Raw genomic sequence first — 25694 nt, forward strand, 5'->3', positions numbered from 1 at the left:
TCACACTTCAAGGTGCAAGTTCACTCCAATCTAATGATTTATATGTAAATCATCAGGGGATTCTTCAGCGTCGAGCCCTCATGGATGAGTTTATGGCGTGTCACTGGAATGACAGTGCTTAATCATCAGCGATGTATTGGTTAATTTTGTGAATGACTTAAATAAAAAAATTTAACGAGCCGCCCATTGTTAAATTTGTAAAGTGTATGCTTGTGAAAAGGCATACAGATTACTGAAGAGTTGGTTGAATTAAGCATTGGCATGTAAGTGACCGTTGACGGCATGGATGCCGTCGTCGAGCCCTCATGGATGCTGCTTTTTTAAGATATAGGCGGCGTGTCACTGGAATGACAGTGCTTAATTATCAGCGGTGTATTGGTTAAGTTTGTGAATGACTTAAACAAAAAGGCGCCTAAGCGCCTTTTCTACTATTCAGCTATGGGTAAACCACCCAAAACCTCAGATTTGCTTACAACTCACTATTACACAATCAGATCATACTCATCTTTGAGTATCTTAATAATATCTGCCTTTGGATTGGCTGGCAGCGGAATTGCCGCGCCAGTCACTTTCTCGGCAACGCCGGTGTAAGTGCGTGACACTTGCATCATGGCCTCAAGTGGCAGGTCATTGTCGCGGGCGAGGGCTTCACGCTCTGGCATTCTGTCTTTGTTGAGTAGCACATCAGGATCAGGGAAATGATTTAGCAGGAATTGGCGGAAACCCTCTTTGGAGTTTTCCAAAATCTTGCCATCGCGGTAGGCTGCGCCGTCCCAAATACGTGATGAGTCTGGAGTGCCGACTTCATCCATGTAAATCAGTTTTGAATTGCCATCTTTATCGGTGACATAGCCAAACTCAAATTTAGTGTCGACAAACACTTGATCAATGTCGGCCAGTGCTTTTGAAATCACTTTAAAGCCATCTTTTAACAGCTTCTCGTACAGGTCGATATCTTCTAACTTTTCAAAGCCAAAGGCTTGGTAGTTGGCTTCGATATCGCTGCGGCTGATGTTCACGTCATCTTGAGCGGGCACGCCTGGGATGCCGGTTAAAATACCCTTAGTCGATGGGGTGATTAACAGCTCAGGGAGCTTTTGATCTTTCTCTAAGCCTTCTGGCAGTGTGATGCCACAGAATACTCGCTCGCCCTTAGAGTAAGCGCGCCACATTGAGCCTGTGATGTACTGGCGGCAAATGGCTTCGACTTTAATGGGGCGGGCTTTTTGGACTATCCATACGAACGGGTGCGGGATATCCAAAATATGGCTGTCGGCTAGGCCGTTTTCGGCGAACAGTTTAAACCAGTGGTTAGAAATCGCGTTTAATGCCGCGCCTTTACCGGGAATGCCTTTGAGGCCACCTTCACCGTGGAAGATACAGTCGAAGGCCGAGATACGGTCGCTGATCACCATGATGGCGAGCGGGGTATCTTCGGGGACGTTATAACCCTTGGTTTTGATTAAACGGCGGCTGTCGGCATCGGTTAGCCAGTAAACGCTGCGAACCTTGCCGCTGTGGACTGGGCTGTCGGTGCGGATTGGCAAATCGTTATTCACGGCTAATACGGAATCAGCAAGACTCATGACGAGTATTCCTTAGGATAGAGAGTGTAGGGATAAGGTTTTTATAAGTGTCGGTTTGCAGATGGACTATGGCGTTAGCAACAGCCAGATTCATTGCAACCGCTTTATTATTCGCGCTTGGCTTAGGGCGTAAATCGCTCAGCCAGTTTGCGGGATTTGATGTTAAATCTTGAACAGCAAAAATTGTATTTTCGGGCGGTGTTTGAATTGTGTTGGGTGGAGATAATGCAAGGGAGGGAACAAACGCAGGGCAAGGTTGGCACCACAGTGAAAGTGGTCTGCGAAAGCGGGCTGGGCCCGTGCCATTTTGCTCGAAAATGCTAACCATTAATCCGAGAGAACCTTGTTCTAGACTGCCGCGAAAAAGTGGCGACATTCTACCTTTTTTGACAAAATTTGCCACGGCTATTTGCATCGCTCTTTGCACAGATCTTTACACAGCCCTTTACACTGCTCTTTATATAGTTCTGTGGCTTGAATCTAGCTGGCATAAGGATTTGCAAGGGAATCACGCGCTAACACTCAGTGCTGAGCATCATGGAGGGCTGGTGTTCTGCGGACGAGCTAATGTTGAAGGGCTGTATTTTAGCGCGCTGATATGCGAGCTTATGATGTAGCAGCCGACAAGACCATCAAGCCAAATATCCAATGGAGGGAATATGAGCACAAGTCAGCATGTACATAATGATAATCAACGAGAGCTAGTATTAGAGCGGATTATCGATGCGCCGCCAGAAAAGCTGTTCCGCGCGTGGACCGAGCCAGAACTCCTCAAAATCTGGTTTACGCCAAGGCCGTGGACTGTGGCAAGCGCGAGCTTAGATGTGCGTGCCGGTGGTTCAAATGTGATCGTGATGCGCAGCCCTGAGGGGCAGGATTTCCCGAATCGTGGCGTATATCTCGAGGTGGTTGAGAATGAGCGCATCGTATTTACCGATGCCTTTACTGAGGCTTGGGTGCCGTCCGATAAAGCCTTTATGACGGCAACCATCATGTTTGAACCTATAGATGGTAAGACCAAGTACACTGCGCGGGTGCTGCATTGGAATAGCGAAGATAGGCAGAATCATGAGGATATGGGGTTTCATCAGGGTTGGTCTAAGGCGACCGATCAGCTTGAGGAACTCGTCGCGAGCATTTAGCCGGTGAGTCTCAAGCCTCGTATCAGAGAGTAAACAATAAGTAGTATCTAGCCCAATTGCCCTGCATATTTTATTGTTGGGGATTGGGCAGGATTAGAGGTGTTATGTCGTCACAGAAAGAAGTGCCTGTACTTAAACAATCAGTGCTTGCGCCATCCCAACTAGCGCAAAGCGCGGCTTTGCAGGGCAATAGTTTTTTATCAAAACAGTTCAATGGCTTGTCGGAATTAGCCCAAGATCTACAGGGCATCGAGTTTGAGGATTGCTGCTTTCAAGATTGCCATTTTAGCGAGAGCACTTTCCGTAAATGCAAGTTTATCGATTGCCGCTTTGTGCGTTGCAACTTAAGTTTAGTGAAAGTGCCCCAGTGTCAGTTCAGCGGGGTGGAGTTTGAAGAGTGTAAGTTAGTCGGTATCGATTGGACCCGAGCCGCGTGGTCGCGTTTATCCTTTGCCGCGCCCTTTTCCTTTAAGCAATGCATCTTAAATGATTGCTCATTTTTAGGTTTGTCCCTCGATGAAATTATCATCGAAGAGTGCAAGGCCCACGATGTCGATTTTCGCGAGGGCAGTTTTAATCAAGCCAATTTCACCTACACGGATTTTAGTCATAGTCTGTTTGGCCGAACTCAATTATTGGAGGCGGATTTCAGCGAGGCATCCAATTACGATATCGACATTTTTAACAATAAAATCAAAGGCGCTAAGTTTAGCCGCGACGAAGTGATTCGGCTGCTCAACTGCCTCGATATAGAATTAATGGATTAAGGATAGTGGTAGGTTTTTACTCAGCTTTTCACTCAACTTTCCACTCAGCATAGTGATGCTCATCCCACGAGTGTTATCGCAATTTACTGAAATATCTGTTTGTTTTTGAAGTCGCCATTTGTCCCATCTGGCGGCTTTTTCTGTCCGTTTTTTAAGACCTATTGATCTTATTCACGTATTTCAAGGTCAGTCCTAGGTTTTAGTTGCTGTAGATCACACCGAGCTTCCCCATGTGGTTTACCACAATACCCACCTACCTCTTTCGGGATAACAATCTCTGTGGATGAGCAGTGTATTCAGCGTATGCCGTGTATTTTGAAGATATGGCGGCGCTGTTTTAACGCTTTATAACTAAAAAAGTAATCAAATCAGTGAGCAAACCTCTGCTCGATGGCGTCCAATGTGGCGACTGACGGGTGGGATGAGCGTGATGGAGGTAACCATGATTGAGCTTAATAGGCGAACCTTTTTAAAGGGAGCAGGAGCGAGCAGCGCCACGTGTGCGTTGGCCAGTCTGCTGCCGGGCAGCTTAGCGGCATTAGAGAATAAGCAGCTAAAGGGCATGGGCAAAGACATTGCCAGTATTTGTGAAATGTGTTCGACTCGCTGCCCGATTTCGGCGCGGGTGATTGAGGGCAAAAACGTCTTCATTAGTGGCAACAAGGCCGCTAAATCCTTTGGCGGTAAAGTGTGTGCCCGTGGCGGCGCAGGCCATAGTTTATTGTACGATCCACAGCGTATCGTTAAACCGTTAAAGCGGGTCGGTGAGCGCGGCGAAGGCAAATGGGCTGAGATCAGTTGGGATGAGGCTTATAAAATAATCGCTGAAAACCTCAATAAAATCAAAAAAGAACATGGCCCAGAAGCCGTGGCATTCTCGTCAAAATCTGGCTCACAAGAAAAGCATTTGTTTCACCTTGCGACCACCTTTGGTAGTCCAAATACCTTTACCCACGCGTCGACTTGCCCTGGTGGTTATGAAATTGCCGCTAAGGCTATTTTTGGCACTAAGGTCAAACGTGATTTAAGTAATTCTAAATACATCATTAACTTCGGCCATAACCTGTACGAAGGCATCAATATGTCCGAAACCCGCGGCATGATGGCGGCGCAAATGGACAAAGGTGCCAAGCTGGTGGTGTTCGAGCCAAGATTCTCCGTCGTGGCCGATAAAGCCGATGAATGGTATGCCATTCGCCCCGGAACCGACGTGGCCGTCGCCTTGGCGTTATGCCATGTATTGATTGAAGATAATCTTTACGACAAAGCATTCGTCGCGCGCTATGTGGAAGGCTTCGAAGCCTTTGCCGCCGAAGTGAAAGCCTATACCCCTGAATGGGCAGAAACCATCTCCGATGTGCCTGCCAAAGACATTCGTCGTATCGCCCACGAATATGCCGCTAAAGCGCCCCATGCTGTGGTCGATTTTGGTCACAGAGCCACCTTTACCACCGAAGAGTTTGAGATGCGCCGCGCCCTTTACGCCGCCAACGTCTTGATTGGTAACATCGAGCGTAAGGGCGGGATTTATATCGGCCAGAAACCCGGTGATTACAACAAGCTTGCCGGTGAAGCGGTGGCGCCCGTATTGGCAAAACCTGGCGTGAAAGACATGCCAAAACCAGCAGCGAAACGTATCGATCAGGTGGAAGAACAGTACGCCATGATGTGGACATCGGGCGGCGTTTACCAAACCATTCTCGATGCCACGTTAAGCGCTGTTCCTTACCAGTTACACGGCTGGGTGATGTCACGCACTAACCCAATGCAAACCATGACAGACAGGGCGCGCGTTGTTGAAGCGATGAAAAAGCTCGACTTTATCGCCGTGTGTGATGTGTATATCAGCGAAACCGCCGCCTATGCTGACGTGATTTTACCTGAGTCGACTTATCTTGAACGTGATGAAGAAATTGCTGACAAGTCAGGTAAAAATCCGGCCTATTATGTGCGCCAACGGGTCGTTGAAACCTTAGGTGATACTAAGCCTTCTTGGCAGATCTTTAAGGATGTGGGTGTGGCTATGGGCCTTGGCGAGTTCTATCCATGGGAAAACATGGAAACCCTGCAAATGCTGCAGGTGAACCGCGACACTGACCTGCTGCGCCGTATCAAAGACGAAGGTTTTGTGAGCTTCGGTAAGCCAATTATGTTGTGCGAGCCTAAGATGGTTGCCGAGTTTATTAAGGCATACCCCAATGCGCGACCTGCCGATGAAGACGGCACTTACGCCAGCGCACTGACCTTTAAAACCCCGAGCGGCAAGATTGAACTCACTTCCGCGAAAGTCGAAGCCATGGCACCGGGCCGTGGGGTGATCAAGTTCCGCGAAGTGAATCTTAAAAAAGCAGATGAGCTGTACTTTATCCAAGGCAAAGTGGCGGTGCACACCAATGGTGCAACCCACAATGTGCCTATGCTCGCTAACCTGATGTCGGATAACGCTGTGTGGGTTCATCCCATCACTGCGGGCAAATTAGGCATCAGCAATGGCGACCCAATCCGCCTCACCAGCAGTGTTGGCACAGAAGAAGGCCATGCCTTAGTCACGCCGGGCATTCGCCAAGATACTGTGTTTGCTTACATGGGCTTTGGTTCTAAAAACAAAGAGTTGGTCAGAGCAACGGGCAAAGGTATCCACTGCGGTAACTTACTGCCGCACGTTACTGCTCCTGTGTGTGGCATGACAGTGCACACCACGGGCGTCACGCTGGCAAAGCGCTAATCGGAGGCTTAAATGAATAAACGATATGTAATGGTGCACGACGAGAATAAGTGCATCGGCTGCCAAGCTTGTAACGTGGCGTGTCGCAGTGAAAATGGCGTACCCGAAGGCGTAACTCGTCTGCAAGTGCGTGTGGAAGGTCCCTTTGGTGAGATGCCCAATCTGCATTTCAAATATCACAGGGTATCTTGCCAGCAATGTGAAGATGCACCCTGCGTTAAGGTGTGCCCAACGGGTGCGGCCTATGTGGGTGAAGACGGCATTATCTCTATCCATACCGAGAAGTGTGTCGGCTGTATGTACTGTGTGGCAGCGTGCCCCTATAAAGTGCGCTTTATGAACCCAGAAACCAAGGCGGCGGATAAGTGTAACTTCTGTAAAGACAGTCGTTTAGCACGGGGCGAAGAGCCAGCGTGTGTGACAGTGTGTCCAACCGATGCCTTAGTGTTTGGTGATGCCAATGATCCAAGCAGTGAAGTGGCCATCATGCTCAACACTAAAATCACTTACCAAGATAAAACCCATTTGGGCACTAAACCTAGGGTATATCGCGTTCCTACCAAAAGAGGGGGGATTTGATTATGAACAATACTTGGGGCGACATGGCGCAATATGATCCTGTCACTTGGCACTGGGTCATCGCCGTTTACCTGTTTATGGCGGGGTTATCCGCGGGCAGTTTACTGATTGGCATTGGTTTGCGCTGGGCGAATAAGGAACTCAGCGCGGGAGCTGAAAGCAGCATTCTTAAGGCGGCAGCCATTATTGGGCCTGTGGCAATTAGCTTAGGTCTAGCTTGTCTAGTGTTTGATTTAACCAAACCATTCCACTTTTGGTTGATCTTAATTCACTATAACTTCCAGTCTGTGATGGCAATCGGGGTGCTGGCGCTGCTGGCGTATTCTCCCTTAGCTTTTGCGTACGCCATTATTGTGCTGCGGGATGACTTACCAAAATGGGGTTTGGGTTTCCTAACACCTATCGCTAAGTTACTTATGCCATTTCGAAAGCTGATTGAAGTATTGTTGTTTGTCCTCGCCATTGGCGTAGGGGCTTACACTGGCTTCTTAATTTCGGCGATGAATGCCTATCCTATGCTCAACACTGCGGTACTGCCTGCGCTGTTTTTAGTGTCGGGTTTATCGGCGGGCGCTGCGGCAAACGCGGTACTGGCACTCTTGCTGTTTAAGACTGACAGCCACGATAAAACCTTAGTCAAGATGCACGGGTTAGAGTTGCCTGTGATGGCAATTGAAATCTTGTTCCTGTTCATGTTGTTCTGCGCCTTGTACTTCAAGGGCGGCGCGGCTGCTGCGGCCTTAGCGTCGTTAACCTCTGGGCTATGGGCAAGCGTGTTCTGGATAGGCGTTGTCGGTATCGGCTTTGGTATTCCATTGCTGTTTATGCTGCTACCAGCCGCGACTCGCCACACTAAGGGCGCAATGATCATGGTGGCTTGTGCGAGCTTAACGGGCGTACTCGCCTTAAGACACTTTATTGTGTACGCAGGGCAAAGCTATTTAAGCTGAATGTAAGCTGGCTTTACATATTGATAGATAAAGAAAAAGCACTGGCAATGTCAGTGCTTTTTTATTGTTTGAATTTTGAGAAGGTTTGCCAGTACAAGCGGGACGCTTATTGGGGTAAGAGTTCGATAACTGACTTCACCGTTAGCACTAAGGCGCTGATACTGCACAGGACTAACGTTGCCATCTTTGTCTTCTCTTTATCGACACGGCCCACTAATCGTCCTGCGACTAAGTAACCTAAAATCACTGAGGGGAGCAGCATCAACGACAGCCACAGATGTTTTAATTCTAATAAGCCAGTGATCGCTAAAATGATCAGTGCAATCATGGAGCTAAAAATGAAGAAGGCCGACAGCGCTGCGCGAAACTGCGAGGCATCTTTGCCTGCCAACAAAATCGCCATCGGCGGGCCACCAATCGCGGCGATATTGCCGAAGATCCCTGAAACCACGCCCGCACCGAAGAGGGTTTTCTTATTCACTGGCAGGCTGAATTTATACAGGCTGAGGATCACTGCGACAGTCACAATGGCGGCGATGGATAAACCCAGTATGGGTTGAGGCGCAAACAGCAACAGGCTCGCGCCGATAAAACCACCGGGCACGCGACCTAGGAGCGCATATTGCAAGCCATTGAATTCTAAGTGACCGCGTTCACGCACTAAGGTCAGCAGGGCGATGGAGAAACCCATAGCAATAACAGGCGCAGGTACAAGTTGTGGATCGACGATATACAGCAAAGGACTGGCGACAACCGCAAGCCCAAACCCAATAAGACTTTGGGTTAAGGCGCCCAGAAACACGACCAGCGAGGCTAAGGCGAGTGTCTGTGGATCTATCATAGAAAACATAGGATTTCCTATATCCCAAACCAACTCAAGATGGTGAAATTTAAAGTTTGAAGTCGCTTGGGTATAAACAAAAAGGGATCGTTAACGATCCCTATTGATGAGCACTGTGATATGACTTTGAAAGCGATGAGTCGCTATTCCATGTCTTCCCACTCGATTCCCATTTGATCCATCAACAACTTGGCTTCGGCGGGAATGCTGTCTGGGTTATCTTTTGACAGATCTTCATCGTTGGGCAATGGCTGGCCAGTGTAGGCGTGCAAAAATGCCTCACACAACAGCTCGCTGTTGGTGGCGTGACGCAAATTATTGACCTGACGACGAGTACGTTCGTCCGTGAGGACCTTAAGCACTTTGAGCGGAATAGACACAGTAATTTTTTTTACTTGTTCATTCTTCTTGCCATGTTCAGCATAGGGGCTGATGTATTCCCCATTCCATTCAGTCATTGACTCACCTGTTATAACGCTAAATTCGGGGCAGATTTTAAACCCTTACAAAGAACAGTCAAATTATTGCTACTATTTCTTTGTGATTGCAAACAGATTTCTTTATGTTCAGACGTCTAAACGTCTTCACGCCTATTGACGATGGCGTTGGGCTTAGGTACATTTAGACGTCCAGACATCTCTATCAGTCTACCGAATTTAGGAGTCCCCCATGGCAGAGCGTCAATTAGCCACACTGGCAGTGCGTCAGGGTATCGAAAGCGATACTCAATATGGTGCAGTTGTGCCACCGATTTATTTGTCGACTAATTACGCTTTCGATGGTCATAAAAATCCCCGCGAATTCGATTACAGTCGTTCAGGCAACCCAACGCGCTGCATTTTAGGCGAAGCATTAGCGCAATTAGAAAAGGGCGCCACTGGCATAGTGACGTGCACTGGCATGGCGGCCATCACCTTAGTGACCACTTTGCTCGGCCCCGATGACTTATTAGTTGTACCCCATGATTGCTATGGCGGTTCCTACCGTTTATTTACCAACTTGGCGAAGAAAGGCCAGTTTAAGCTCATTGTGGTCGACCAAACCGACAGCCAAGCGTTAGCCGCCGCCATTGCGCAGAATCCTAAGATGGTGTGGCTCGAAACCCCATCGAACCCGTTATTGCGTGTGGTAGATATCGAAGCCATTGCTAAGGCGAGCCATGAGGTCGGCGCGCTGGTGGTGGTCGATAACACCTTTTTATCGCCGATATTGCAACAACCCCTATTGTTAGGCGCGGATATCGTTATCCACTCCACCACTAAATATATCAATGGTCACAGCGATGTGGTCGGCGGCGCTGTGGTCGCCAAAGACGCGCAAATCGGCGAAAGCTTACATTGGTGGTCGAACACTCTAGGCTTAACGGGGTCAGCCTTTGACAGTTATCTGACCCTGCGCGGCCTACGTACCTTAGCGGTGCGTATTCGCGAGCATCAAGCCAATGCCCAGCGTATTATTGAGGTATTAACGCAAAGCCCTGTGGTGAGCAAAGTCTATTACCCAGGGCTTGCGGATCATCCAGGTCACGCCATTGCGGCCAAGCAACAACAGGGCTTTGGCGCTATGCTGAGCTTTGAGCTCAAAGGCGGCGAGGCCGAAGTGGTGGCCTTTTTAGGTGCACTCAGCTTATTTAGCGTGGCGGAAAGTTTAGGTGGCGTCGAAAGTTTAGTGGCAGTGCCCGCCACTATGACCCACAGAGCCATGGAGCCGCAGGCGCGCTTCGAGGCTGGTATTAAGGACACCCTATTGCGTCTATCGGTGGGTATTGAAGATGCCGCCGATTTAGTTGCAGATATTCAAGCAGGATTAGCCGCCGTTGCGGCTTGTCAGTAGAGGAATAATAGATGGCACGTTGTCACTTACATAAATTTGGTGGCTCCAGTTTAGCGGATGCCGATTGTTATCGTCGAGTTGCCCATATCCTGTTAACCCACGGTCATAGTGATGATCTCGTGGTGGTCTCTGCGGCGGGTAAAAGCACGAATTTCCTGTATAAATTATTAGCGCTGCGTGATGCGGGTCAGCTATGGCAAGAAGAATTACAAGTGCTGATCAGTTACCAACAGGGGTTGATTGAGCAGTTGTTGTCGAATGAACAAGCCCGAGATCTGCGTGAGCGTTTGGCCACTGATAAAGCGCAACTCATCAGCTTGTTGTCCTTAGACGAGCGCAACGAATACCAAATCAATCATGTGGTGAGCTTTGGCGAACGTTGGTCGGCACGTTTAATGGCGGCGCTACTGCGCGAATCTGGCGTGGCGGCAAGCCATGTGGATGCCTGTTCAATTTTAGTGGCCGATGAAGCCGCTGTGCCGCAAATTCGGGTACAAGAATCCCGCGCTAAAGTACAAGCCCTATTAGCCGCGCATCCAAATGAACGCTTAGTGATCACAGGTTTTATCTGTGCTAACGAGCGTGGCGATACCTTGTTACTTGGTCGTAATGGTTCAGATTTTAGTGCCAGCCTGATTGCTAGTCTCGCCGATATCGAGCGCGTGACCATTTGGACCGATGTGGAAGGGGTGTTCAACGCCGATCCTAATAAAATCAACGATGCCAAGTTACTGAAAAGTATGTCACTTGCCGAAGCCGATCGCCTAGCGCGTTTGGGCTCGCCAGTATTGCATTCGCGCACTTTGCAGCCGTTATTCAATACTGAAGTGAGCTTAGCGGTGCGTTCAAGTTATGCATCGCACACTGACTTTACCTTAATCGCGCCCCACAGTTCGTCGGCGAGCGCGCCTGTGGTGACTAATCTCAATGCTGTGGTCCTATTCGGCTTTAAGCTTACGGGCGAATTAACGAGCCTATTAGATTCGTTGATCGCAGCGGGTTTAACGCCATTGGCCCATTGGACCTCTGCCCATCAAAGAGTTGAACTTGCTTATACCGCTGAGAATCAAAAACAAGTTCAAAGATTACTCGATGCCGAGGCAGAAGCATTAGGGATCAGCGATCAACAGATCAACACAGATTTTGGTTTAGTTGCATTAGTGAGTGCCGACGCCGAACATTATCGTCGCAGTTTCGCCCGTTTACTGAGCCGTGATGCTAAACCTTTGTTCAGTGGCGATTTAAGTTTAGTGACGTTAGTGCCCCAGTCACAGGTGAATCTGTTAACCCAAAAAGTCCACCGTCGCTGCGCTGGCCCGCGTAAACGCATTGGCGTCTTGCTGCTCGGTGTGGGTAATATCGGTGAGGCTTGGATCGATCTGTTTAAGTCGGTTTCACCATCACTGGACCATGAACTCGAAGCCAGTGTTGAGTTAGTCGGTTTAGTCAGTTCGAGTAAAGCCTTGATTAAATCCACTGGGATTAATCTTGCCGCGTGGCAAACAGAGTTCAATACTGAAGCAACGCCTTGGCAGTATGAACATTTATTCGAGCAATTAGAGCAAGTTAACTGCGATGAGCTGGTGGCCTTAGATATCAGTGCCAGCGCCAGTTTGACGCTGCAATATCCAGAGCTATTCGAGCGTGGCATCCATGTGGTGAGCGCGAATAAACTTGCGGGCTCGGGTCCACTGCCTTTCTATCGAGAGTTAAAGCAGCAACTGGGTAATCGTCGCTTATTTTGGCGCTATAACGCCAGCTGTGGCGCAGGTTTACCCATCCAACATGCGCTAAATGATCTGCGTAACAGCGGTGATAGCGTTGAAGCGGTGGGCGGGATTTTCTCCGGCACCCTGTGTTGGTTATTTGAAAAATACGATACCAGCAAGCCATTTTCAGAATTAGTGATTGAAGCCAGAGGCTTAGGTATTACTGAACCCGATCCCCGCGACGATCTCTCCGGCCGAGATATGCAGCGTAAACTGCTTATTTTGGCCCGTGAAATTGGCCTTGAAATCGAGCTCGAAGATATTGAACTGCGCTCACTCGTACCAGCCGCTTTGGCGGATATTCCTTTAGATCAATTTCTCACCCGCATTGTTGAGTTAGATGCCGATCTGCTGCAACAGTATGGTGCGGCGGCGGAGCAAAATAAGGTGCTCAGATATGTGGCATCCTTAGATAACAGCGGCCCAGAGCTCAAGGCCGAGGTTGGTTTGCAGTGGATTGATACTCATCACCCTTACGCCAATTTAACCCCTGGTGATAATGTGTTTGTGATCCGCAGTGTCTTCTACCAAGGTAATCCGCTGATCATCCGTGGACCGGGCGCCGGACGCGAAGTGACAGCGGCGGCGGTGCAGTCGGATCTGACTCAGATCTGTCGCGATCTGCTGCAGGAATAACGCGATATCAAGCCTCTTAAAGGACTCATTCGAGTCCTTTTTTATTGGCTAGAATAAATCTATCGAATTAACCGAGATTAAATGCGGTTTATGGGTATTTTGGGGCTTGACTTACATCTCAGTTTCTCTAGTATATGGACATATAGACGTCCAAACGTCCATTTGAACGAATTCATACTAGCAAAGAGTAGCGCCAAGGGCGGTTGAGGAAATACACATGGCTTTTCATCACGCACAACATTCACAATCGCTGAACCAGAGCTTGTCTGAGCTTAATGGCGATATTAATGTTTCTTTTGAGTTTTTCCCGCCATCGACCCCCGAAATGGAACAGATACTGTGGAACTCTATCCGTCGTTTAGAGCCGCTGAATCCTAAGTTTGTGTCTGTGACTTACGGTGCTAACTCTGGTGTTCGCGACCGCACCCATGGCGTGATTGAACGTATCCAACAGGAAACCGACCTCGTTGCCGCGCCGCACTTAACCTTAGTGGATGCCAGCGATGAAGAGTTATTAGAACTGGCTAAGCATTACTGGAAGTCGGGCATTCGTGACATAGTGGCGCTGCGGGGTGATTTACCCGCGGGTAGCCCCAAGCCAACCCGTTTTGCGGTCGATTTAGTGCGTTTACTGCGCTCAGTGGCTGACTTTGATATTTCAGTTGCGGCCTATCCAGAAGTGCATCCCGATGCGAGTAATGCACAGGCGGATTTGATCAACCTTAAGCGCAAGATTGATGCGGGCGCCAGCCGTGCCATTACCCAGTTTTTCTTCGATGTGGAATCTTACCTGCGTTTTCGTGATCGCTGTGTTGCCGCTGGTATCGACGTTGAAATTGTGCCGGGCATTTTACCTGTGACTAACTTTACCCAGCTAAAACGTTTCGCGGGCATGACCAATGTGTCGTTACCTAATTGGTTACATAAGCAATTTGATGGCCTAGAAAACGATGCGGGTACACGCCAATTGGTGGGGGCAAACGTGGCAATCGATATGGTAAAAGTATTGTCCCGCGAAGGCGTGAAGGATTTCCATTTCTACACCTTAAATCGCGCCGAATTGACCTACGCGATTTGCCACACTTTAGGCGTGCGTCCTAAATAACATCTTATAAAATAAGCTAATAAAAACGCCGCAGAGAATGCGGCGTTTTGTTTTGTTTAAATTCTAAATTGAGCTAATAAAGTTGTTAAACGGGCTGCGAGTTGGGCAAGTTCATCGCCGGCGCGTGCAGTTTGTACCGCACTATCTGTCGCATTGGTCGCAATATCATTGATGTTATTAACATTTTTATTAATTTCTGCCGAAACCGCACATTGCTCATTTGCAGCGCTGGCGATCTGGATATTCATCTGGCTAATGGTGGAAACCGCATGGGTAATGGCTTCGAGTGCTTCACCCGCTTGGTGAACTTGGGATACACAGCTTTGGGTGGTGCGGGTGCTGGTTTCCATCGCATTGACTGTAGACTTAGCTTTATGCTGAAGCGCTTCGATCATCTGCTGAATTTCCGTCGTAGATGCTTGAGTGCGGCTCGCCAGAGTGCGTACTTCATCGGCAACGACCGCAAATCCTCGGCCTTGTTCTCCCGCCCTTGCGGCTTCAATTGCCGCATTGAGTGCGAGTAAATTAGTTTGGTCGGCAATATTACGGATAACCACAAGCACAGAATCAATTTCAGCGGTATTACGCTCTAATTCATTGATTTCACTCGCTGCTGTGGCTATTTCCTCGGCCAATATGGCGATAGTGGTTACCACTTTTTGTACAACCAATTTGCCTTGTTCGGTTGAGTCATTGGCATGATTGGCGGCATCGGCCGCATCGGTAGCGTTATGGGCAACTTCTTGAACCGTTGCGGCCATTTCATTCATTGCGGTGGCAACTTGCTCGGTTTCGAGGTGCTGACGACTCGCCATCTTCTGGGTTTCCCGCGTAATGCTCGACATTTCTTCAGCAGAGGTGGCGAGCAGGCTTGTTGAGTCGGCGACGTGGGAAACTGTGTTGTGAATTTTTTCTACAAAGCGGTTGAATGCCATCGATAATTCAGCAATTTCATCCTTACCTTTTACCGCGATTCTGCGGGTTAAATCGCCTTCACCTTCAGCGATATCATTCATGGCTTGGGTGGTTTCAGCGATAGGGCGAGTAATCCCTTTGGCAATAAACCAAGCAATGGCAGTTCCAATGACCAGAGCCACTAAACCGATAAGGATCAACTTAAGGCGAATATCCGCTATCGCTTGTTCTGAATGGGTTCTATCCATCGCAATATCGAGTACGCCAAACACGTTTCCTGAGTAATCTTTTATGGCATTGCGATACAGGGCGTAGGTTTTGTTATTTAAGGAAATAGTGCGTATGACTTCATGGCCTTGCATGACGTTATTGAGTTCATCTGCCGCTTGGGTATCAGGCGTGAATGTAGCGCCAAATAACTTGTACCCTGAACCATCTGGCAAGATGAGGGCAATTTCTGCTTGATAGGCTTGTTTAAAATTATCAAAAAAGGGTTGACCGAAGGACATGCCAAACTCAACTGATCCTGTGTGTTGTCCGTTGTAAGTCATTGGAACTAAACCACGAATACCTAATCCTTCCACTCCATATTCCAAGCCATAAAGAGGGCGCTTTTGGCTATTTGTTTCAACTATGGTCTTGCGTATGCTGGTGAGATCATCGCCAAATTTTTCAGGACGATGCAAGCGTAAAAAAGAAGTGGCTGGTGGCCTATGAAATTGGAATTGCTGAACCGCAAAATCGCGCTTAAGTTGGGTGAATATAGGTAAGGTACGGGCGGTGAGTTCATCACGTTCACCTGTTGCAAAGGTGCTTTGAACTTCTGGCGTGAGTGAGATGATGGTTGCCATTGCTTCAGCTAATTTGCCCGATGAGGCTATCTCGGCAACAGCGGTTTCATAGATCTTATGGAGTTCTCTTTGCTCGGATTCTGCAACTTGGCGACTGAATTCAGAGAGAACGAGCGGCATGATAAAGCTCATTACTGTTAACAGTAATAGACAGATCCCAATAACGATCCTCGTACTAATTTTTAGATTTATCAAAACAGCCTCCAATTCATGTGCAAATCAACTCAATTTATCCGTTTGATATTATAGAGATACAACTTGATAAGATTTGAGAGGGCGCGAACCTTTTTACGTTATTTATTCCCTCTTACGCTCGTTTCGTGCCCTTGGACACAGATCTATTTTGGGCCTAAATATTTACTTAGCCTGCTAACTAAGTATAATGCTTAGCACGCTAACTAAGTGGGTGGGTAAGATGCAAAAAGAATTAGAGCGACTAAAAGAGTTATCACTGGCGGAGCATTTAGGCCGTCTGCATCGACTGTGGCGTACCGTGGCCGATGTTGAGCTGGCACCTTTAGGATTAACTCATCCCCGTTGGACGGCATTGTGGAAATTACTGCGTTTAGGCGACAGTGTGAGCCAAAAAGTGTTGGCCGATGCCTTAGAAATTGAATTGGCTTCGCTAATGCGCACCTTAGGGCAATTAGAAGAGCAAGGTTTAGTCGAGCGTCATTGTTGTGACAAAGATAAGCGGGCAAGGATTGTGAGCCTGACGCCAGCGGGATTAGATGTTTTAAAGCAAATGGAAGCGCGGATTATTCAAGTGCGCCGTGAGTTATTAGGCGGGATCAGTGCCGAAGAGTTGAGCGAATTTGAACGCATTATTAGCCTGATCAGCGACAACGCCAGCGCCAAATTAACCAAGGTTACAGACACCCTTTTGTGAGAAAGAAGATGACACCGGATCAACAGTTTGCCCGTTTAGTAAAATTTGCCATGTTTGGCTTTGTGATGGTTTTTGGCTATTTCATGCTGGCCGACACTATGATGCCATTGACGCCTCAAGCCATGGCGACCCGTGTAGTGACGAAAGTGACACCGCAGATCAGCGGTAAAATTCAGACCATAGCTGTAAACAATAACCAAGCGGTTGCCAAGGGTGATTTGTTGTTTCAAGTCGATCCCGCGCCCTATGAGTTAGCGGTATCGCAAGCTAAATTGGCCTTAGAGCAAGCCCGTCAAGATAATGCTGAGTTAGATGCTTCGCTACTGGCCGCTAAGGCCGAGGTCAATGCCAATAAAACCACCTCACAACAAAAACGCAGTGAGGCTAAACGTCTCGATGCCCTGTATGCCACCCATGGCGTATCGCAGCAGCAAAAGGAGCTAGCCGATAGCGATGCCGCAGCTGCTGAAGCCAATTTGCTTGCCGCCAATGCACGTTTAGAAAAACTCAAAGTAAGTCGCGGCAGTTATGGCGAAGAGAATCTTAAAGTGCGTCAGGCGCAAAACCATTTAGCCCAAGCCGAGCTTAATCTGTCTTACACCCAAATACGTGCCGATCAAGATGGGATAGTGACTAACTTGCAGTTAGAAGTCGGTAGTTTTGCGACCGTGGGGCAACCTCTGTTGGCCGTGGTATCGGATAAAGTGGATATTATTGCCGATTTTCGCGAGAAGAGCCTGCGTGGCGTGAATGCAACTTCGACCGCTTTGATCGCGTTCGATGGCGAACCTGGGCGTTTATATCGGGCGACGGTGAGCAGTGTCGATGCGGGCGTGAGTGCAGGGCAATTCGATGCCAATGGCCGTTTAGCCGCGCCACAGGAATCGGACCGTTGGGTACGTGATGCCCAAAGATTGAGATTACATCTAGTGTTAGATGGTATGGCAATGAACAGCTTACCAGCCGGTGCGCGCGCGACCGTGCAATTGCTGCCCGAGAATAGCCTGTTTAGCATGCTCGCTAAGGTGCAAATTAAAGCAATCAGCCTGCTGCACTATATTTACTAGCCTATTTACTAGCGTATTTACCAGCATATTTATCGGCATATCCATTAGTACTTATCTGTGTTGACGAGCACGAGTGACTCGCGGTGGTTTGTATTTGCCGCGAGTGGCTTGAGTGAACGCTTCAAAGCAACATAAGTGTGAACGCAGCATAAGCCAGCTAAACATCCTCATTTAATGTATCGATAGAACAAGGCGACGAGCATGTTACTACGCCATAGCCCATTGACGGCCAACGATTTACGCCAGTGTTTACGGATTGCGACTGGCGCGACCTTAGGTTTTACCCTGTGTAAAATTTTTGGTTGGAGCAATGGAGTCTTCTTCACTGTGACACCTATGCTACTACTCGGATTAGTGCCAGTGATGAATGGCCATGCTATGCGCCAATTATTAGCTTCATCTGCCATGGCTGGGTTAGAGGTTGGGTTACTCGGCGGTTTCTTTGGCAGCCATCCCGGTATGATGACTCCTATCGTTTTCCTATTATTTTTATACCGCTTTGCGGCCATGTCCCGCGGCAGTTTGTTTCTCTTTGGTGCCAACGGTGTGCTGAGTCTCAGTATCATGCTGCACTTTGCTAGCTATCCAGGCGTTGACTTAAACGACTTAGTTTTCAGTAACTTTTGGGCAACAGCCCTTTCAGTTGTTATCGCCTACGCTATGACGGCACTCTGGCCCGATGTTGAACCAAGAGTGGCTTACAAATCTGGGCCTAAGGCGCCGCATCGAATGCGCCACGAAGCCTTGCTCGGCGCGACCATAGCGACGGCATCGTTTCTGGTGTTCCAAATATTTGATCTGCGGGATTCGATGTCGGCTCAAGCGACCACTCTTTTGCTATTGTTTCCCATGCATTGGAATGGCGCACTCGACTATGCCCGTAAGCGCGCCATAGGCACCCTGTTGGGGGTGTCGTTTGGGATACTCGTGCAGTTGCTGCTCTATGATTGGTCAGGGCTATTGATGTTAGTTGTCCCCTTGTTGTGGATTGGACTGATGATTTTTAGCCAAGCCCATGTGCGCGAGGCGAATGGCTCTGGCGTGGGTTTTGGTGCTATGACCACGTTAGGGATTTTGTTTGGGCAGTATTTGACCCCAGGTAACGACTTAATCTTCAGTGCCTTATACCGAGTGAGCAGTATTTTAATCGCTATCGTTGGCACGTTACTTTTATGCTATTTGATACATAAGTTATTGAATCGTTTTGAATCGACGCGATTTGGTTATTGAGCAGGCCGTTAAGTCTTGAAGGCTTGCAGCTTAACCTTGTACAGAGTAAGGTAAATTTATCCCGTTTGAATTGAACAATAAGTGACTCTTAATGAATGTTAAGGCTCATTTATTGGCTGTTTTAAAAATGAGCGGCTGATTTTAAAATGGGTTTAGTGTGTGAGCACAAACATAAATAACAATAACCCCTATGCTTTAGAGCTTAATTCTCTTCAAGGATAGAACATGAAGATTAAAACATTAGTCATAGGTTTAACGCTATGTAGCGGCTATGCCGCTGCCGCCGAGCCTTCTGACAAACAATCGATGAACGTTATGCCACAAGCTGCACAGTTATGTGTGTCTTGCCATGGGGCAGCGGGTGAGGGTATTGAACCACTCGGCCCTCGATTAGCGGGATTATCTAAAGAATATATCTCGATACAATTGCAGCATTTCCAAGCGGGCGTTCGCCAAAACGCGACCATGATGCCGATGGCAATGACGCTCCAAGGTGACGGTATTGAGCAAGTGTCGAGCTATTTTTCAGCTAAGCCTGCCAATGACGTCAAGCCTGTTCTCCGCGGTGAACAAGTTGTTTTTAATGACGACACCGCCCGTTTAGCCTATCAAGGTGATTGGTCCCGTGGTTTACCAGCCTGCGTGACCTGCCATGGTCCTTCTGCATTAGGTGGCGGCTTATTTCCTCGCTTAGCAGGTCAACAGGCGAGTTATATCAAAACGCAATTATTGGCGTGGCAGTCGGGAACACGTAAAGGTGACGTCGATGGCATGATGGGGAGCGTCGCGAATAAGCTCACCGTCACTGAGATTGATGCGTTAGCCAACTACTTTGCGAATTTAAAATAAGGAGCCGGCCATGAAATATTCCGCAATGTTATTACTGGCCGCGATGGGGTCGTTAACCGTTCAGGCGCAAGCTGAAACTGAGCCAGTACAAGAACGCCCAGATAAGCAAGCTCCGCTGCCTTCTTTCCCTAAGGTAGCAGATCAAACCTATCTTACCCCTAGACCTTTGAGTGCGATTCCCGAAGGCGTCTTTGGTGACAAAGTGCGTTTAGGTTATCAACTGTTTGTGAATACCCAACAGCTGCGTGATAAGTATGTGGGTAATGAGCTTAACTGTACCAATTGCCATATGGATGCAGGCCGTAAAGCCAACGCATCACCCCTCTGGGGCGCGTATTTTGCTTATCCGGCCTATCGTAAAAAAGACAATAAAGTTAGTAGTTTTGAAGAACGCATCCAAGGCTGTTTTAACTATTCTATGAATGGTAAAGCCCCAGCATCAGGTAGCCCTGAGTTAGTGGCGCTTTCTGCTTACGCTTATTGGTTAGGCATGGGCGGCTTGATGGATGAGGCTAATATCAGTGGCCCTGTTCCTGAGATCAGTGATGCTGAGTTAGTCAAAGGTGCCAAGCGGGATGACTTCCCACTACCAGAGGCATTAGCTAAGGCGATGACAGTTGAGCAACGTGCTAACTTGCCGGGTCGAGCTTATCCTGAGATCCCAAAACCCGAACAAGCCTATTCATCTGAACGAGGTAAAGCCGTGTATGTCGCCCATTGCCAAACTTGTCATGGTGTTGATGGGCAAGGTCAAGCCATTGCGGGTGTGTATGCACTGCCGCCGCTGTGGGGATCTCAAAGTTATAACTGGGGAGCGGGAATGCACAGGGTCAATACTGCCGCATTTTTCATTTATGAAAACATGCCCTTTGGTAAGAGCATGCAGCTGACGAACCAACAGGCTTGGGATGTTGCCGCTTACATCAACTCCCACGAGCGTCCGCAGGATCCGCGTAACAAGGGTGATGTGAAGCAAGCGCAGGAGAAATACCACAATGACAGCGATTACTATGGTCTCACGGTCGATGGCAAAGTGTTAGGCACTGAGTCCTATCCGATTTTTCCTAAGAAGTCATAGTTGAGTCGCTGAGATTAAGTGCTCGTGTGATGTTATAAAGCGAGTGAATAAGTTAGACATAAAAGCCAGCAAGCATTTAGCTTTGCTGGCTTTTTTATTGGTCAAATATGTGTTGGTCAATTGTACTGAGTTATCTGGGATTTACGTTGTAGGGGTCTTCGTGTTTGCAGGTATCAACGTATAGGTGAGTCATAGCATTCGCTCGTCGACTCGCAGCCAGTCCATCCGTGGATGCTCGACCGCCCGTCTGATGTGAAAGGATTCACAAATGCCGTGATGGCATGGATGCCAAAAAGCGGCCATGGGGCGGGCGTCTTGTATAGATCAATACGGCCTTACGGTCGAGGTGAATCAAGGTCGTGGGGCTTCACCCCACACCCGACCAAGGAGGACTGCTCGTCCTATCCTCCTTGGATTCTCCAAGACGCCCCTAACGGAGTTGAAAGCCCCTTGGGCATTTAGCGTCCTTATGCTATCGCGTCAGACGCTCGTCCCTGATTCGACTGACGCTATCTCGGCATCCATGCCTCGATCACGCAACGAACACAAATGCCCTGCGGCAACTCCGAGGGGAGGGGGAACTTCTGTGGTCTCGGTGTTGGCTGTTAATCTGGAAAGAGTTTCGCCTGTCCTATTTTTCTGCACCTGTTCTATCTTTCTGCACTGAAAATATTCATCTTTCTCATCCACCTCCTTTATTTACCGCGCCAAAATACTTCTCGGTAAATAAGGTCTCGATTTTTCTGGAACAAAAATGTTGATAGCACACTGGAGTTGATGCTAAATTATTGTAATAATTGGATTATTTATTCTTATCATTCCAGTGTCCAACTCTATACGGTTTAGATTTTATTAGTAGTGTGGGTAATACACTGTTAAAGCCACAAGGAGATCTAATGCACGAAGAAACAACGTTGCTTGTACATGCCATTGATGGATTAAGACAAGAGCCTAATTATTTCAAAGACTACGCCTTTCCAATTGCCAGTGCTTTCTTTACCTCCATTCTTGGTGCAGGTATAGCCTACCTAACTCTCAGACACCAAGAAGGCATCCAAATTGAAAAAGATAAGATGGATGCAGCAAATAAATGGATTCTTTCTGCTGAAGAAGCGCGGGCAACTCTTCTAGCTATCAAAGGCAATTATCACGGGGAGCTTAGTGAGAACCCACTCCAACGATTAGCCGCGATACCAAGCATTTTGTTTCATGCAAGCCCCATAGCTGAAGGCTATCAAGATCTTTCATTTGTGGTGCCAAATAGCGAAGAAGATGGAGAGCGTTATCACAAATGGAGCCAGATTCCACGCATTAGATCAATGGTTAGCAATTATAACTATATCCTTAAGCTCTGGGAGCAAAGAAACGGAATCAATCAGGAATTTAAAGAGCAGCTATTAAAGCACTACGGTGATAAAGCGTATGCCACCCTATCACTCTACGATACGGTAGCTGCTGTTGGGCAAGCGAAAGTTGTAATTCTAATGGACTTGACAGAAAGACTAATAAAATTAACGGATGACTTAATCGTCGAGTTTGACAATTTTCTGTCTGAGTTCCCTGCATATGCAAAAACAAAGATTCAGGTAAAGCGTTTAAAAAGATATGGATCAATCATGACCTATTCAAATAACGGAAACCAGAAGCTGCTCGACTTGCTAGTAAAGTCGCCTGAAGTCGACTTTAAGCCATTTGAGCCTTTATTTGGTGAATCATCAGAAAGCATTAAAAATAGACATGTAAATGGCTATGAAGAATAGCTTTAACTTTATTGGGACATCCATTGTTAAATTTAGCGACAGGTATACTCGGGAATTAACGAGATTAAGTACTTGTATGGAAGTGACCGTTGGCGGCAAGGATACCGCCGTCGAGCCCTCAGGGATGACTCATTTCTAAATCAAAGTTGGCGTGTCACTGGAGTGCAAGTGCTTAATCTTTTGGCAAATCAGAAAAGGACGCTTTACAGTATCTGACCGATAGAGGCATAGAGAATATCAACATAATGTGTCGAGCCTAGGGTAAACAATGACAATTGATACCAACGCAACTGATGATACAGTTATCTTTCTTTGTGGCAAAGCAACTCAACTTGAGTGGCTAAAAACCGTTATGATCACCATCTCTAAGAATAAATAACCTATGTTATTTACGAGGATATTTATGTCCAAGTCGTTACAAGATTTAAGTGTTACGGAATCGCAAATTTGCCCTTTGTGCCAAGGCGCGAATCAATGTGCTGTGATTTTAGGTAAGGGTATTGAGGATTGTTGGTGCGCTCTGCAAACATTTCCACCTTTGGCCGCCTTGCAAGTGCAAGCATCAGATTCGCCGCTAGGGGTCATCAACCATATTTTACCGTCTGCCGATGCGTGTATTTGCCAAGCTTGTTTAATCCAACTTAAGCAGGGGTTAAGTCTGGGGCAGCTTGCAGAGCAGGATGAAAAAAGCCCATCGAGTGTGAGCGACGGGCTAGGTTATGAGGTGAAATAGCGGGCTATTAGTTTATGGTGTAATCCATTTGCACGCTAGTTTGTGCTTCCACGGCTATACCATTTTCAAACTTGGGTGCGTAACGCCATTTATTTAAGGTTTCAATACTCTTTTTTTCAAATAAAGCACCACCCTTAGAGGCTAAAATTTCAGGATTTTTCACGAACCCATGTTCATCGACAGTAAATTTAAGCTGAACCCAGCCACTTTTACGTTGCTTAGCATAGGACATTGGATAGTCTGGTACGATACGGAAAATAGGTTGTTGTTCCTGTGCGTCGGCCCAAGGACGCATTTTGCCGATAGCAATACAGTGGGCGGTGGACTCGTCACGCTTTCCTTGGCGCTCATAGAGTTCGACTAAATAAGCGTGGGCACTTAAGGCATAGGGATGGCTAAAGTTAAGGGCTTCAAACTGCTTCACGACTTCTAAAAGCAATGGCATCGCCTTGTCATCATGCTTTTCTGCATACTCAACTGCACCCACCACATAGGTTGCCTTGACTCTGTCTATGGCGTTCTCTGGTAAAATCTCTTTATAAATATCATAGGCATCGAAGGCATAGCGTCTTACGCTTTTGGTGTATAGCTCTGTATTTGATAAGCGGTTGAAGGCGGCCATTTTTACATCGGCGAGCAGTTTCTTTTTATCGGATTTTTCAGCAATTGCGATAGCAGTAAGCAAATCATTTTTCGCATCTTTGGCTTCAACGGCGGTTTGTGCAGCCCCCAGTAAGGGGTCGATAAGCTCAAGCGCTTCTTTGCCATAATGAACTTTATAGTTAGCCAGAGCGAGCTGATACAACTCATTTGCCTTCGCCGTTTTTGGCAGATTCTTTTCTGCAAATGGGTAAGGGGCGACTTGCTTTTCTATCGCGCTGGCCCAGTTCATGGCGAGATTCGCTAAGTCGACACTGTCTTTGGCATATTGGGCTTCGCCGAGTAGATAAGCGGTTTTTGCGCTTGCTTCAATATTTGCAGCATCGCCTTTTTCTACGGCGGCTTGATAGTCACTATAGGCTTTGGCAAAGCTATTTTCTGAGGCATGCACGCTAAGAGAAGTGCCTAAAGTGAGGGCAAGAAGACAGGCAATTGGCAGCATTTTTCCGTGTGACATTCTATATATCCTTATTATTGATGAATTTAGATGATACATAGGTGTACATTTTGAGGCAAGTTAGTTTGGCTTTTGTTAATGATGCTTGTGGTGAATGCAGATAACTGAGCACTGAGAACTGAGATTGAAAATAAGCGAGCCCAGCTGAAACTGAGTTCGCTTATTTATCAGTGCCTTGTCGCTTTATAAGTCGCAATCACTTAGCTGTGAAAGTCACGGCGAACTGTCCAAGCGCGCCGTATTCAAATTTGCAGACCTGTGCCAATGGCAGATCAAGGACGCCAGCGTAAGAGCCTGTGATCACATATTGCCCTTGAGTTAAGCCAATGCCTTGGGCGGATAAAAAGTTAACTAACCAGTAGAGTCCCGCCTTAGGGAAACCGTTGGGATGAATGGCGGATTTTTGCAGTGTGTCGCTTTGCTGGTGCTCGCCATTGGCAATATCAACGCTGAGTTCAAAATTACTCATTTCTAAACCTTCTTGCGGATTAAGCACAGGCCCTAACCACAGTCCTTGATTGACTAAGCCATCGGCGAGGGCATCAAAATGCGTCGCTTCACTGGGTGTGTGGTAGCGGCTTTTGATCAATTCCAAGGCTAAGCGTGTGTGGCCTAAGGCCTCGTCGATTTCAGCCTCTGTGTAAGGCGTGCTTCTTGGCGGTAAATCGCGAGCAATCTCGAAGGCGAGTTCGGGTTCGACTCGGGCGAGGCCTTTCGTCGATGGATAGAGTGGGCAAGTGGTCGATTGTTGATACACATCAGCTTGATAAATAGGCGCTACGACGTTTTTTTCCGCCGTGGGTAATAGGCATTTCCACGCCGCGATAGGATTGTTATCGCTTGCCTTAAATATTTCTGCTACGGCTTGTTGAATAGCGAAGGCCTGTTCGAAGCTGGTTGGCCTTATTTCTGGGATCAGTAAATCGCCGCTCGTGCCTGCTGCGCGGCGCTCGGCTAATTCTTTGGCTGCGGTATTAATATGTGTTTTAACTTGTTCGAGCGTGGCGGTAGATAACATTAACTTTCCTATTTAAAGCGTTAGCTTAAAAAGAAGTGGCCTAGAGAGAGTGTGGCAGAAGCCATTTTTATGGGCCAAATATACTCGGTTATTGGCAACGCGGGAAATGCCAATGTTGGCTTTCGGGGTAAATCTGCTGCAGTTGAATCAAGAGTGCGGCCAATATTCCAATTATCGTAAGATGCTGAAACTTGCCCCACATAAGTGTCAGCTAAAGTATCCAAGCTAACGCGAATCTTTCCATGATTCGCCGC

The 25694-nt window shown here is 47.7% G+C and carries 22 protein-coding genes; 15 read left to right on the forward strand and 7 right to left on the reverse strand.

The features are described 5' to 3' along the window. Nucleotides 1-482 precede the first annotated feature (482 nt). Complete coding sequence (locus tag GWI56_RS15425) at nt 483-1586, reverse strand: phosphoribosylaminoimidazolesuccinocarboxamide synthase (RefSeq protein ID WP_198573393.1); 1104 nt, start codon at nt 1584-1586, stop codon at nt 483-485. Then, the gene (locus GWI56_RS15430) at nt 1573-2001 is read right to left on the reverse strand and encodes a hypothetical protein (RefSeq protein WP_198573394.1); all 429 of its coding nucleotides are present in this window, start codon (nt 1999-2001) and stop codon (nt 1573-1575) included. Before GWI56_RS15430 ends, GWI56_RS15425 begins: the two co-directional genes overlap by 14 nt. A 244-nt stretch (nt 2002-2245) precedes the next feature. Here GWI56_RS15430 and GWI56_RS15435 point away from each other — a divergent pair, with 244 nt between their 5' ends. The 5 genes from GWI56_RS15435 (at nt 2246) to nrfD (ending at nt 7749) form a co-directional block, all read left to right on the forward strand. Then, entirely contained in the window at nt 2246-2728 is a 483-nt protein-coding gene (locus tag GWI56_RS15435; RefSeq protein ID WP_198573395.1) for an SRPBCC family protein, read from the forward strand. Between the two features lie 104 nt (nt 2729-2832). After that, nucleotides 2833-3495, forward strand: coding sequence for a pentapeptide repeat-containing protein (locus GWI56_RS15440; protein WP_198573396.1), 663 nt, complete (start codon nt 2833-2835; stop codon nt 3493-3495). Nucleotides 3496-3937: 442 nt separating this feature from the next. Further along, complete coding sequence (gene phsA, locus GWI56_RS15445) at nt 3938-6220, forward strand: thiosulfate reductase PhsA (protein ID WP_198573397.1); 2283 nt, start codon at nt 3938-3940, stop codon at nt 6218-6220. A gap of 12 nt (nt 6221-6232) precedes the next feature. Continuing rightward, nucleotides 6233-6799 (forward strand): 4Fe-4S dicluster domain-containing protein, encoded by a 567-nt coding sequence (locus GWI56_RS15450; RefSeq protein WP_198573398.1) that lies wholly within the window; start codon nt 6233-6235, stop codon nt 6797-6799. A gap of 2 nt (nt 6800-6801) precedes the next feature. Next, on the forward strand, nt 6802-7749 hold the full coding sequence (nrfD, locus tag GWI56_RS15455) for an NrfD/PsrC family molybdoenzyme membrane anchor subunit (protein ID WP_006087005.1): 948 nt from the start codon (nt 6802-6804) through the stop codon (nt 7747-7749). A gap of 106 nt (nt 7750-7855) precedes the next feature. Here the strand turns inward: nrfD and GWI56_RS15460 are convergent, their stop codons facing one another. Both GWI56_RS15460 and metJ read right to left on the reverse strand, forming a co-directional pair. After that, complete coding sequence (locus GWI56_RS15460; protein WP_113940051.1) at nt 7856-8599, reverse strand: sulfite exporter TauE/SafE family protein; 744 nt, start codon at nt 8597-8599, stop codon at nt 7856-7858. Nucleotides 8600-8733: 134 nt separating this feature from the next. Then, the gene (gene metJ / locus GWI56_RS15465; RefSeq protein WP_105251319.1) at nt 8734-9048 is read right to left on the reverse strand and encodes a met regulon transcriptional regulator MetJ; all 315 of its coding nucleotides are present in this window, start codon (nt 9046-9048) and stop codon (nt 8734-8736) included. A 211-nt stretch (nt 9049-9259) separates the two neighbouring features. Between metJ and metB the strand changes: the two genes are divergently transcribed. The 3 genes from metB to metF all read left to right on the forward strand — a co-directional run bounded on the left by metB (nt 9260) and on the right by metF (nt 13933). Then, a complete protein-coding gene (metB, locus tag GWI56_RS15470; protein WP_198573399.1) occupies nt 9260-10423 on the forward strand; it encodes a cystathionine gamma-synthase in 1164 nt (387 codons plus the stop codon). Nucleotides 10424-10434: 11 nt separating this feature from the next. Then, on the forward strand, nt 10435-12828 hold the full coding sequence (locus tag GWI56_RS15475) for a bifunctional aspartate kinase/homoserine dehydrogenase II (RefSeq protein ID WP_198573400.1): 2394 nt from the start codon (nt 10435-10437) through the stop codon (nt 12826-12828). 217 nt (nt 12829-13045) lie between these two features. Continuing rightward, a complete protein-coding gene (metF, locus tag GWI56_RS15480; RefSeq protein WP_012088154.1) occupies nt 13046-13933 on the forward strand; it encodes a methylenetetrahydrofolate reductase in 888 nt (295 codons plus the stop codon). Between the two features lie 56 nt (nt 13934-13989). Here the strand turns inward: metF and GWI56_RS15485 are convergent, their stop codons facing one another. Next, entirely contained in the window at nt 13990-15891 is a 1902-nt protein-coding gene (locus tag GWI56_RS15485; protein ID WP_198573450.1) for a methyl-accepting chemotaxis protein, read from the reverse strand. Nucleotides 15892-16114: 223 nt separating this feature from the next. Between GWI56_RS15485 and slyA the strand changes: the two genes are divergently transcribed. The 7 genes from slyA to GWI56_RS15520 all read left to right on the forward strand — a co-directional run bounded on the left by slyA (nt 16115) and on the right by GWI56_RS15520 (nt 23305). Then, a complete protein-coding gene (slyA, locus tag GWI56_RS15490; RefSeq protein WP_105251323.1) occupies nt 16115-16588 on the forward strand; it encodes a transcriptional regulator SlyA in 474 nt (157 codons plus the stop codon). Between the two features lie 8 nt (nt 16589-16596). After that, complete coding sequence (locus GWI56_RS15495) at nt 16597-17655, forward strand: HlyD family secretion protein (RefSeq protein ID WP_198573401.1); 1059 nt, start codon at nt 16597-16599, stop codon at nt 17653-17655. A 201-nt stretch (nt 17656-17856) separates the two neighbouring features. Continuing rightward, complete coding sequence (locus GWI56_RS15500) at nt 17857-18885, forward strand: DUF2955 domain-containing protein (protein WP_198573402.1); 1029 nt, start codon at nt 17857-17859, stop codon at nt 18883-18885. Nucleotides 18886-19110: 225 nt separating this feature from the next. Beyond that, on the forward strand, nt 19111-19734 hold the full coding sequence (locus GWI56_RS15505; protein ID WP_198573403.1) for a c-type cytochrome: 624 nt from the start codon (nt 19111-19113) through the stop codon (nt 19732-19734). Between the two features lie 10 nt (nt 19735-19744). Next, complete coding sequence (locus GWI56_RS15510; RefSeq protein WP_198573404.1) at nt 19745-20812, forward strand: c-type cytochrome; 1068 nt, start codon at nt 19745-19747, stop codon at nt 20810-20812. Nucleotides 20813-21708: 896 nt separating this feature from the next. Then, on the forward strand, nt 21709-22572 hold the full coding sequence (locus tag GWI56_RS15515; RefSeq protein WP_198573405.1) for a hypothetical protein: 864 nt from the start codon (nt 21709-21711) through the stop codon (nt 22570-22572). A gap of 403 nt (nt 22573-22975) precedes the next feature. Continuing rightward, entirely contained in the window at nt 22976-23305 is a 330-nt protein-coding gene (locus GWI56_RS15520) for a cysteine-rich CWC family protein (protein ID WP_198573406.1), read from the forward strand. Between the two features lie 7 nt (nt 23306-23312). On the opposite strand, the gene GWI56_RS15525 is transcribed toward GWI56_RS15520, so the two are convergent. Then, nucleotides 23313-24422, reverse strand: coding sequence for an energy transducer TonB (locus tag GWI56_RS15525; protein ID WP_198573407.1), 1110 nt, complete (start codon nt 24420-24422; stop codon nt 23313-23315). A gap of 196 nt (nt 24423-24618) precedes the next feature. Then, complete coding sequence (locus GWI56_RS15530; RefSeq protein WP_198573408.1) at nt 24619-25440, reverse strand: hydratase; 822 nt, start codon at nt 25438-25440, stop codon at nt 24619-24621. Nucleotides 25441-25694: the final 254 nt, after the last annotated feature.

Origin of the sequence: Shewanella sp. DW31, assembly GCF_015767295.1 — a bacterium.
In the GTDB taxonomy this organism is placed as follows: domain Bacteria; phylum Pseudomonadota; class Gammaproteobacteria; order Enterobacterales; family Shewanellaceae; genus Shewanella; species Shewanella oncorhynchi.

Bases quoted from the DNA above. Each gene is read 5' to 3' on its own strand.
- GWI56_RS15425 (WP_198573393.1), bottom strand. From the start codon at position 1,586: ATGAGTCTTGCTGATTCCGTATTAGCCGTGAATAACGATTTGCCAATC.
- GWI56_RS15430 (WP_198573394.1), bottom strand. From the start codon at position 2,001: ATGCAAATAGCCGTGGCAAATTTTGTCAAAAAAGGTAGAATGTCGCCA.
- GWI56_RS15435 (WP_198573395.1), top strand. From the start codon at position 2,246: ATGAGCACAAGTCAGCATGTACATAATGATAATCAACGAGAGCTAGTA.
- GWI56_RS15440 (WP_198573396.1), top strand. From the start codon at position 2,833: ATGTCGTCACAGAAAGAAGTGCCTGTACTTAAACAATCAGTGCTTGCG.
- phsA (WP_198573397.1), top strand. From the start codon at position 3,938: ATGATTGAGCTTAATAGGCGAACCTTTTTAAAGGGAGCAGGAGCGAGC.
- GWI56_RS15450 (WP_198573398.1), top strand. From the start codon at position 6,233: ATGAATAAACGATATGTAATGGTGCACGACGAGAATAAGTGCATCGGC.
- nrfD (WP_006087005.1), top strand. From the start codon at position 6,802: ATGAACAATACTTGGGGCGACATGGCGCAATATGATCCTGTCACTTGG.
- GWI56_RS15460 (WP_113940051.1), bottom strand. From the start codon at position 8,599: ATGTTTTCTATGATAGATCCACAGACACTCGCCTTAGCCTCGCTGGTC.
- metJ (WP_105251319.1), bottom strand. From the start codon at position 9,048: ATGACTGAATGGAATGGGGAATACATCAGCCCCTATGCTGAACATGGC.
- metB (WP_198573399.1), top strand. From the start codon at position 9,260: ATGGCAGAGCGTCAATTAGCCACACTGGCAGTGCGTCAGGGTATCGAA.
- GWI56_RS15475 (WP_198573400.1), top strand. From the start codon at position 10,435: ATGGCACGTTGTCACTTACATAAATTTGGTGGCTCCAGTTTAGCGGAT.
- metF (WP_012088154.1), top strand. From the start codon at position 13,046: ATGGCTTTTCATCACGCACAACATTCACAATCGCTGAACCAGAGCTTG.
- slyA (WP_105251323.1), top strand. From the start codon at position 16,115: ATGCAAAAAGAATTAGAGCGACTAAAAGAGTTATCACTGGCGGAGCAT.
- GWI56_RS15495 (WP_198573401.1), top strand. From the start codon at position 16,597: ATGACACCGGATCAACAGTTTGCCCGTTTAGTAAAATTTGCCATGTTT.
- GWI56_RS15500 (WP_198573402.1), top strand. From the start codon at position 17,857: ATGTTACTACGCCATAGCCCATTGACGGCCAACGATTTACGCCAGTGT.
- GWI56_RS15505 (WP_198573403.1), top strand. From the start codon at position 19,111: ATGAAGATTAAAACATTAGTCATAGGTTTAACGCTATGTAGCGGCTAT.
- GWI56_RS15510 (WP_198573404.1), top strand. From the start codon at position 19,745: ATGAAATATTCCGCAATGTTATTACTGGCCGCGATGGGGTCGTTAACC.
- GWI56_RS15515 (WP_198573405.1), top strand. From the start codon at position 21,709: ATGCACGAAGAAACAACGTTGCTTGTACATGCCATTGATGGATTAAGA.
- GWI56_RS15520 (WP_198573406.1), top strand. From the start codon at position 22,976: ATGTCCAAGTCGTTACAAGATTTAAGTGTTACGGAATCGCAAATTTGC.
- GWI56_RS15525 (WP_198573407.1), bottom strand. From the start codon at position 24,422: ATGTCACACGGAAAAATGCTGCCAATTGCCTGTCTTCTTGCCCTCACT.
- GWI56_RS15530 (WP_198573408.1), bottom strand. From the start codon at position 25,440: ATGTTATCTACCGCCACGCTCGAACAAGTTAAAACACATATTAATACC.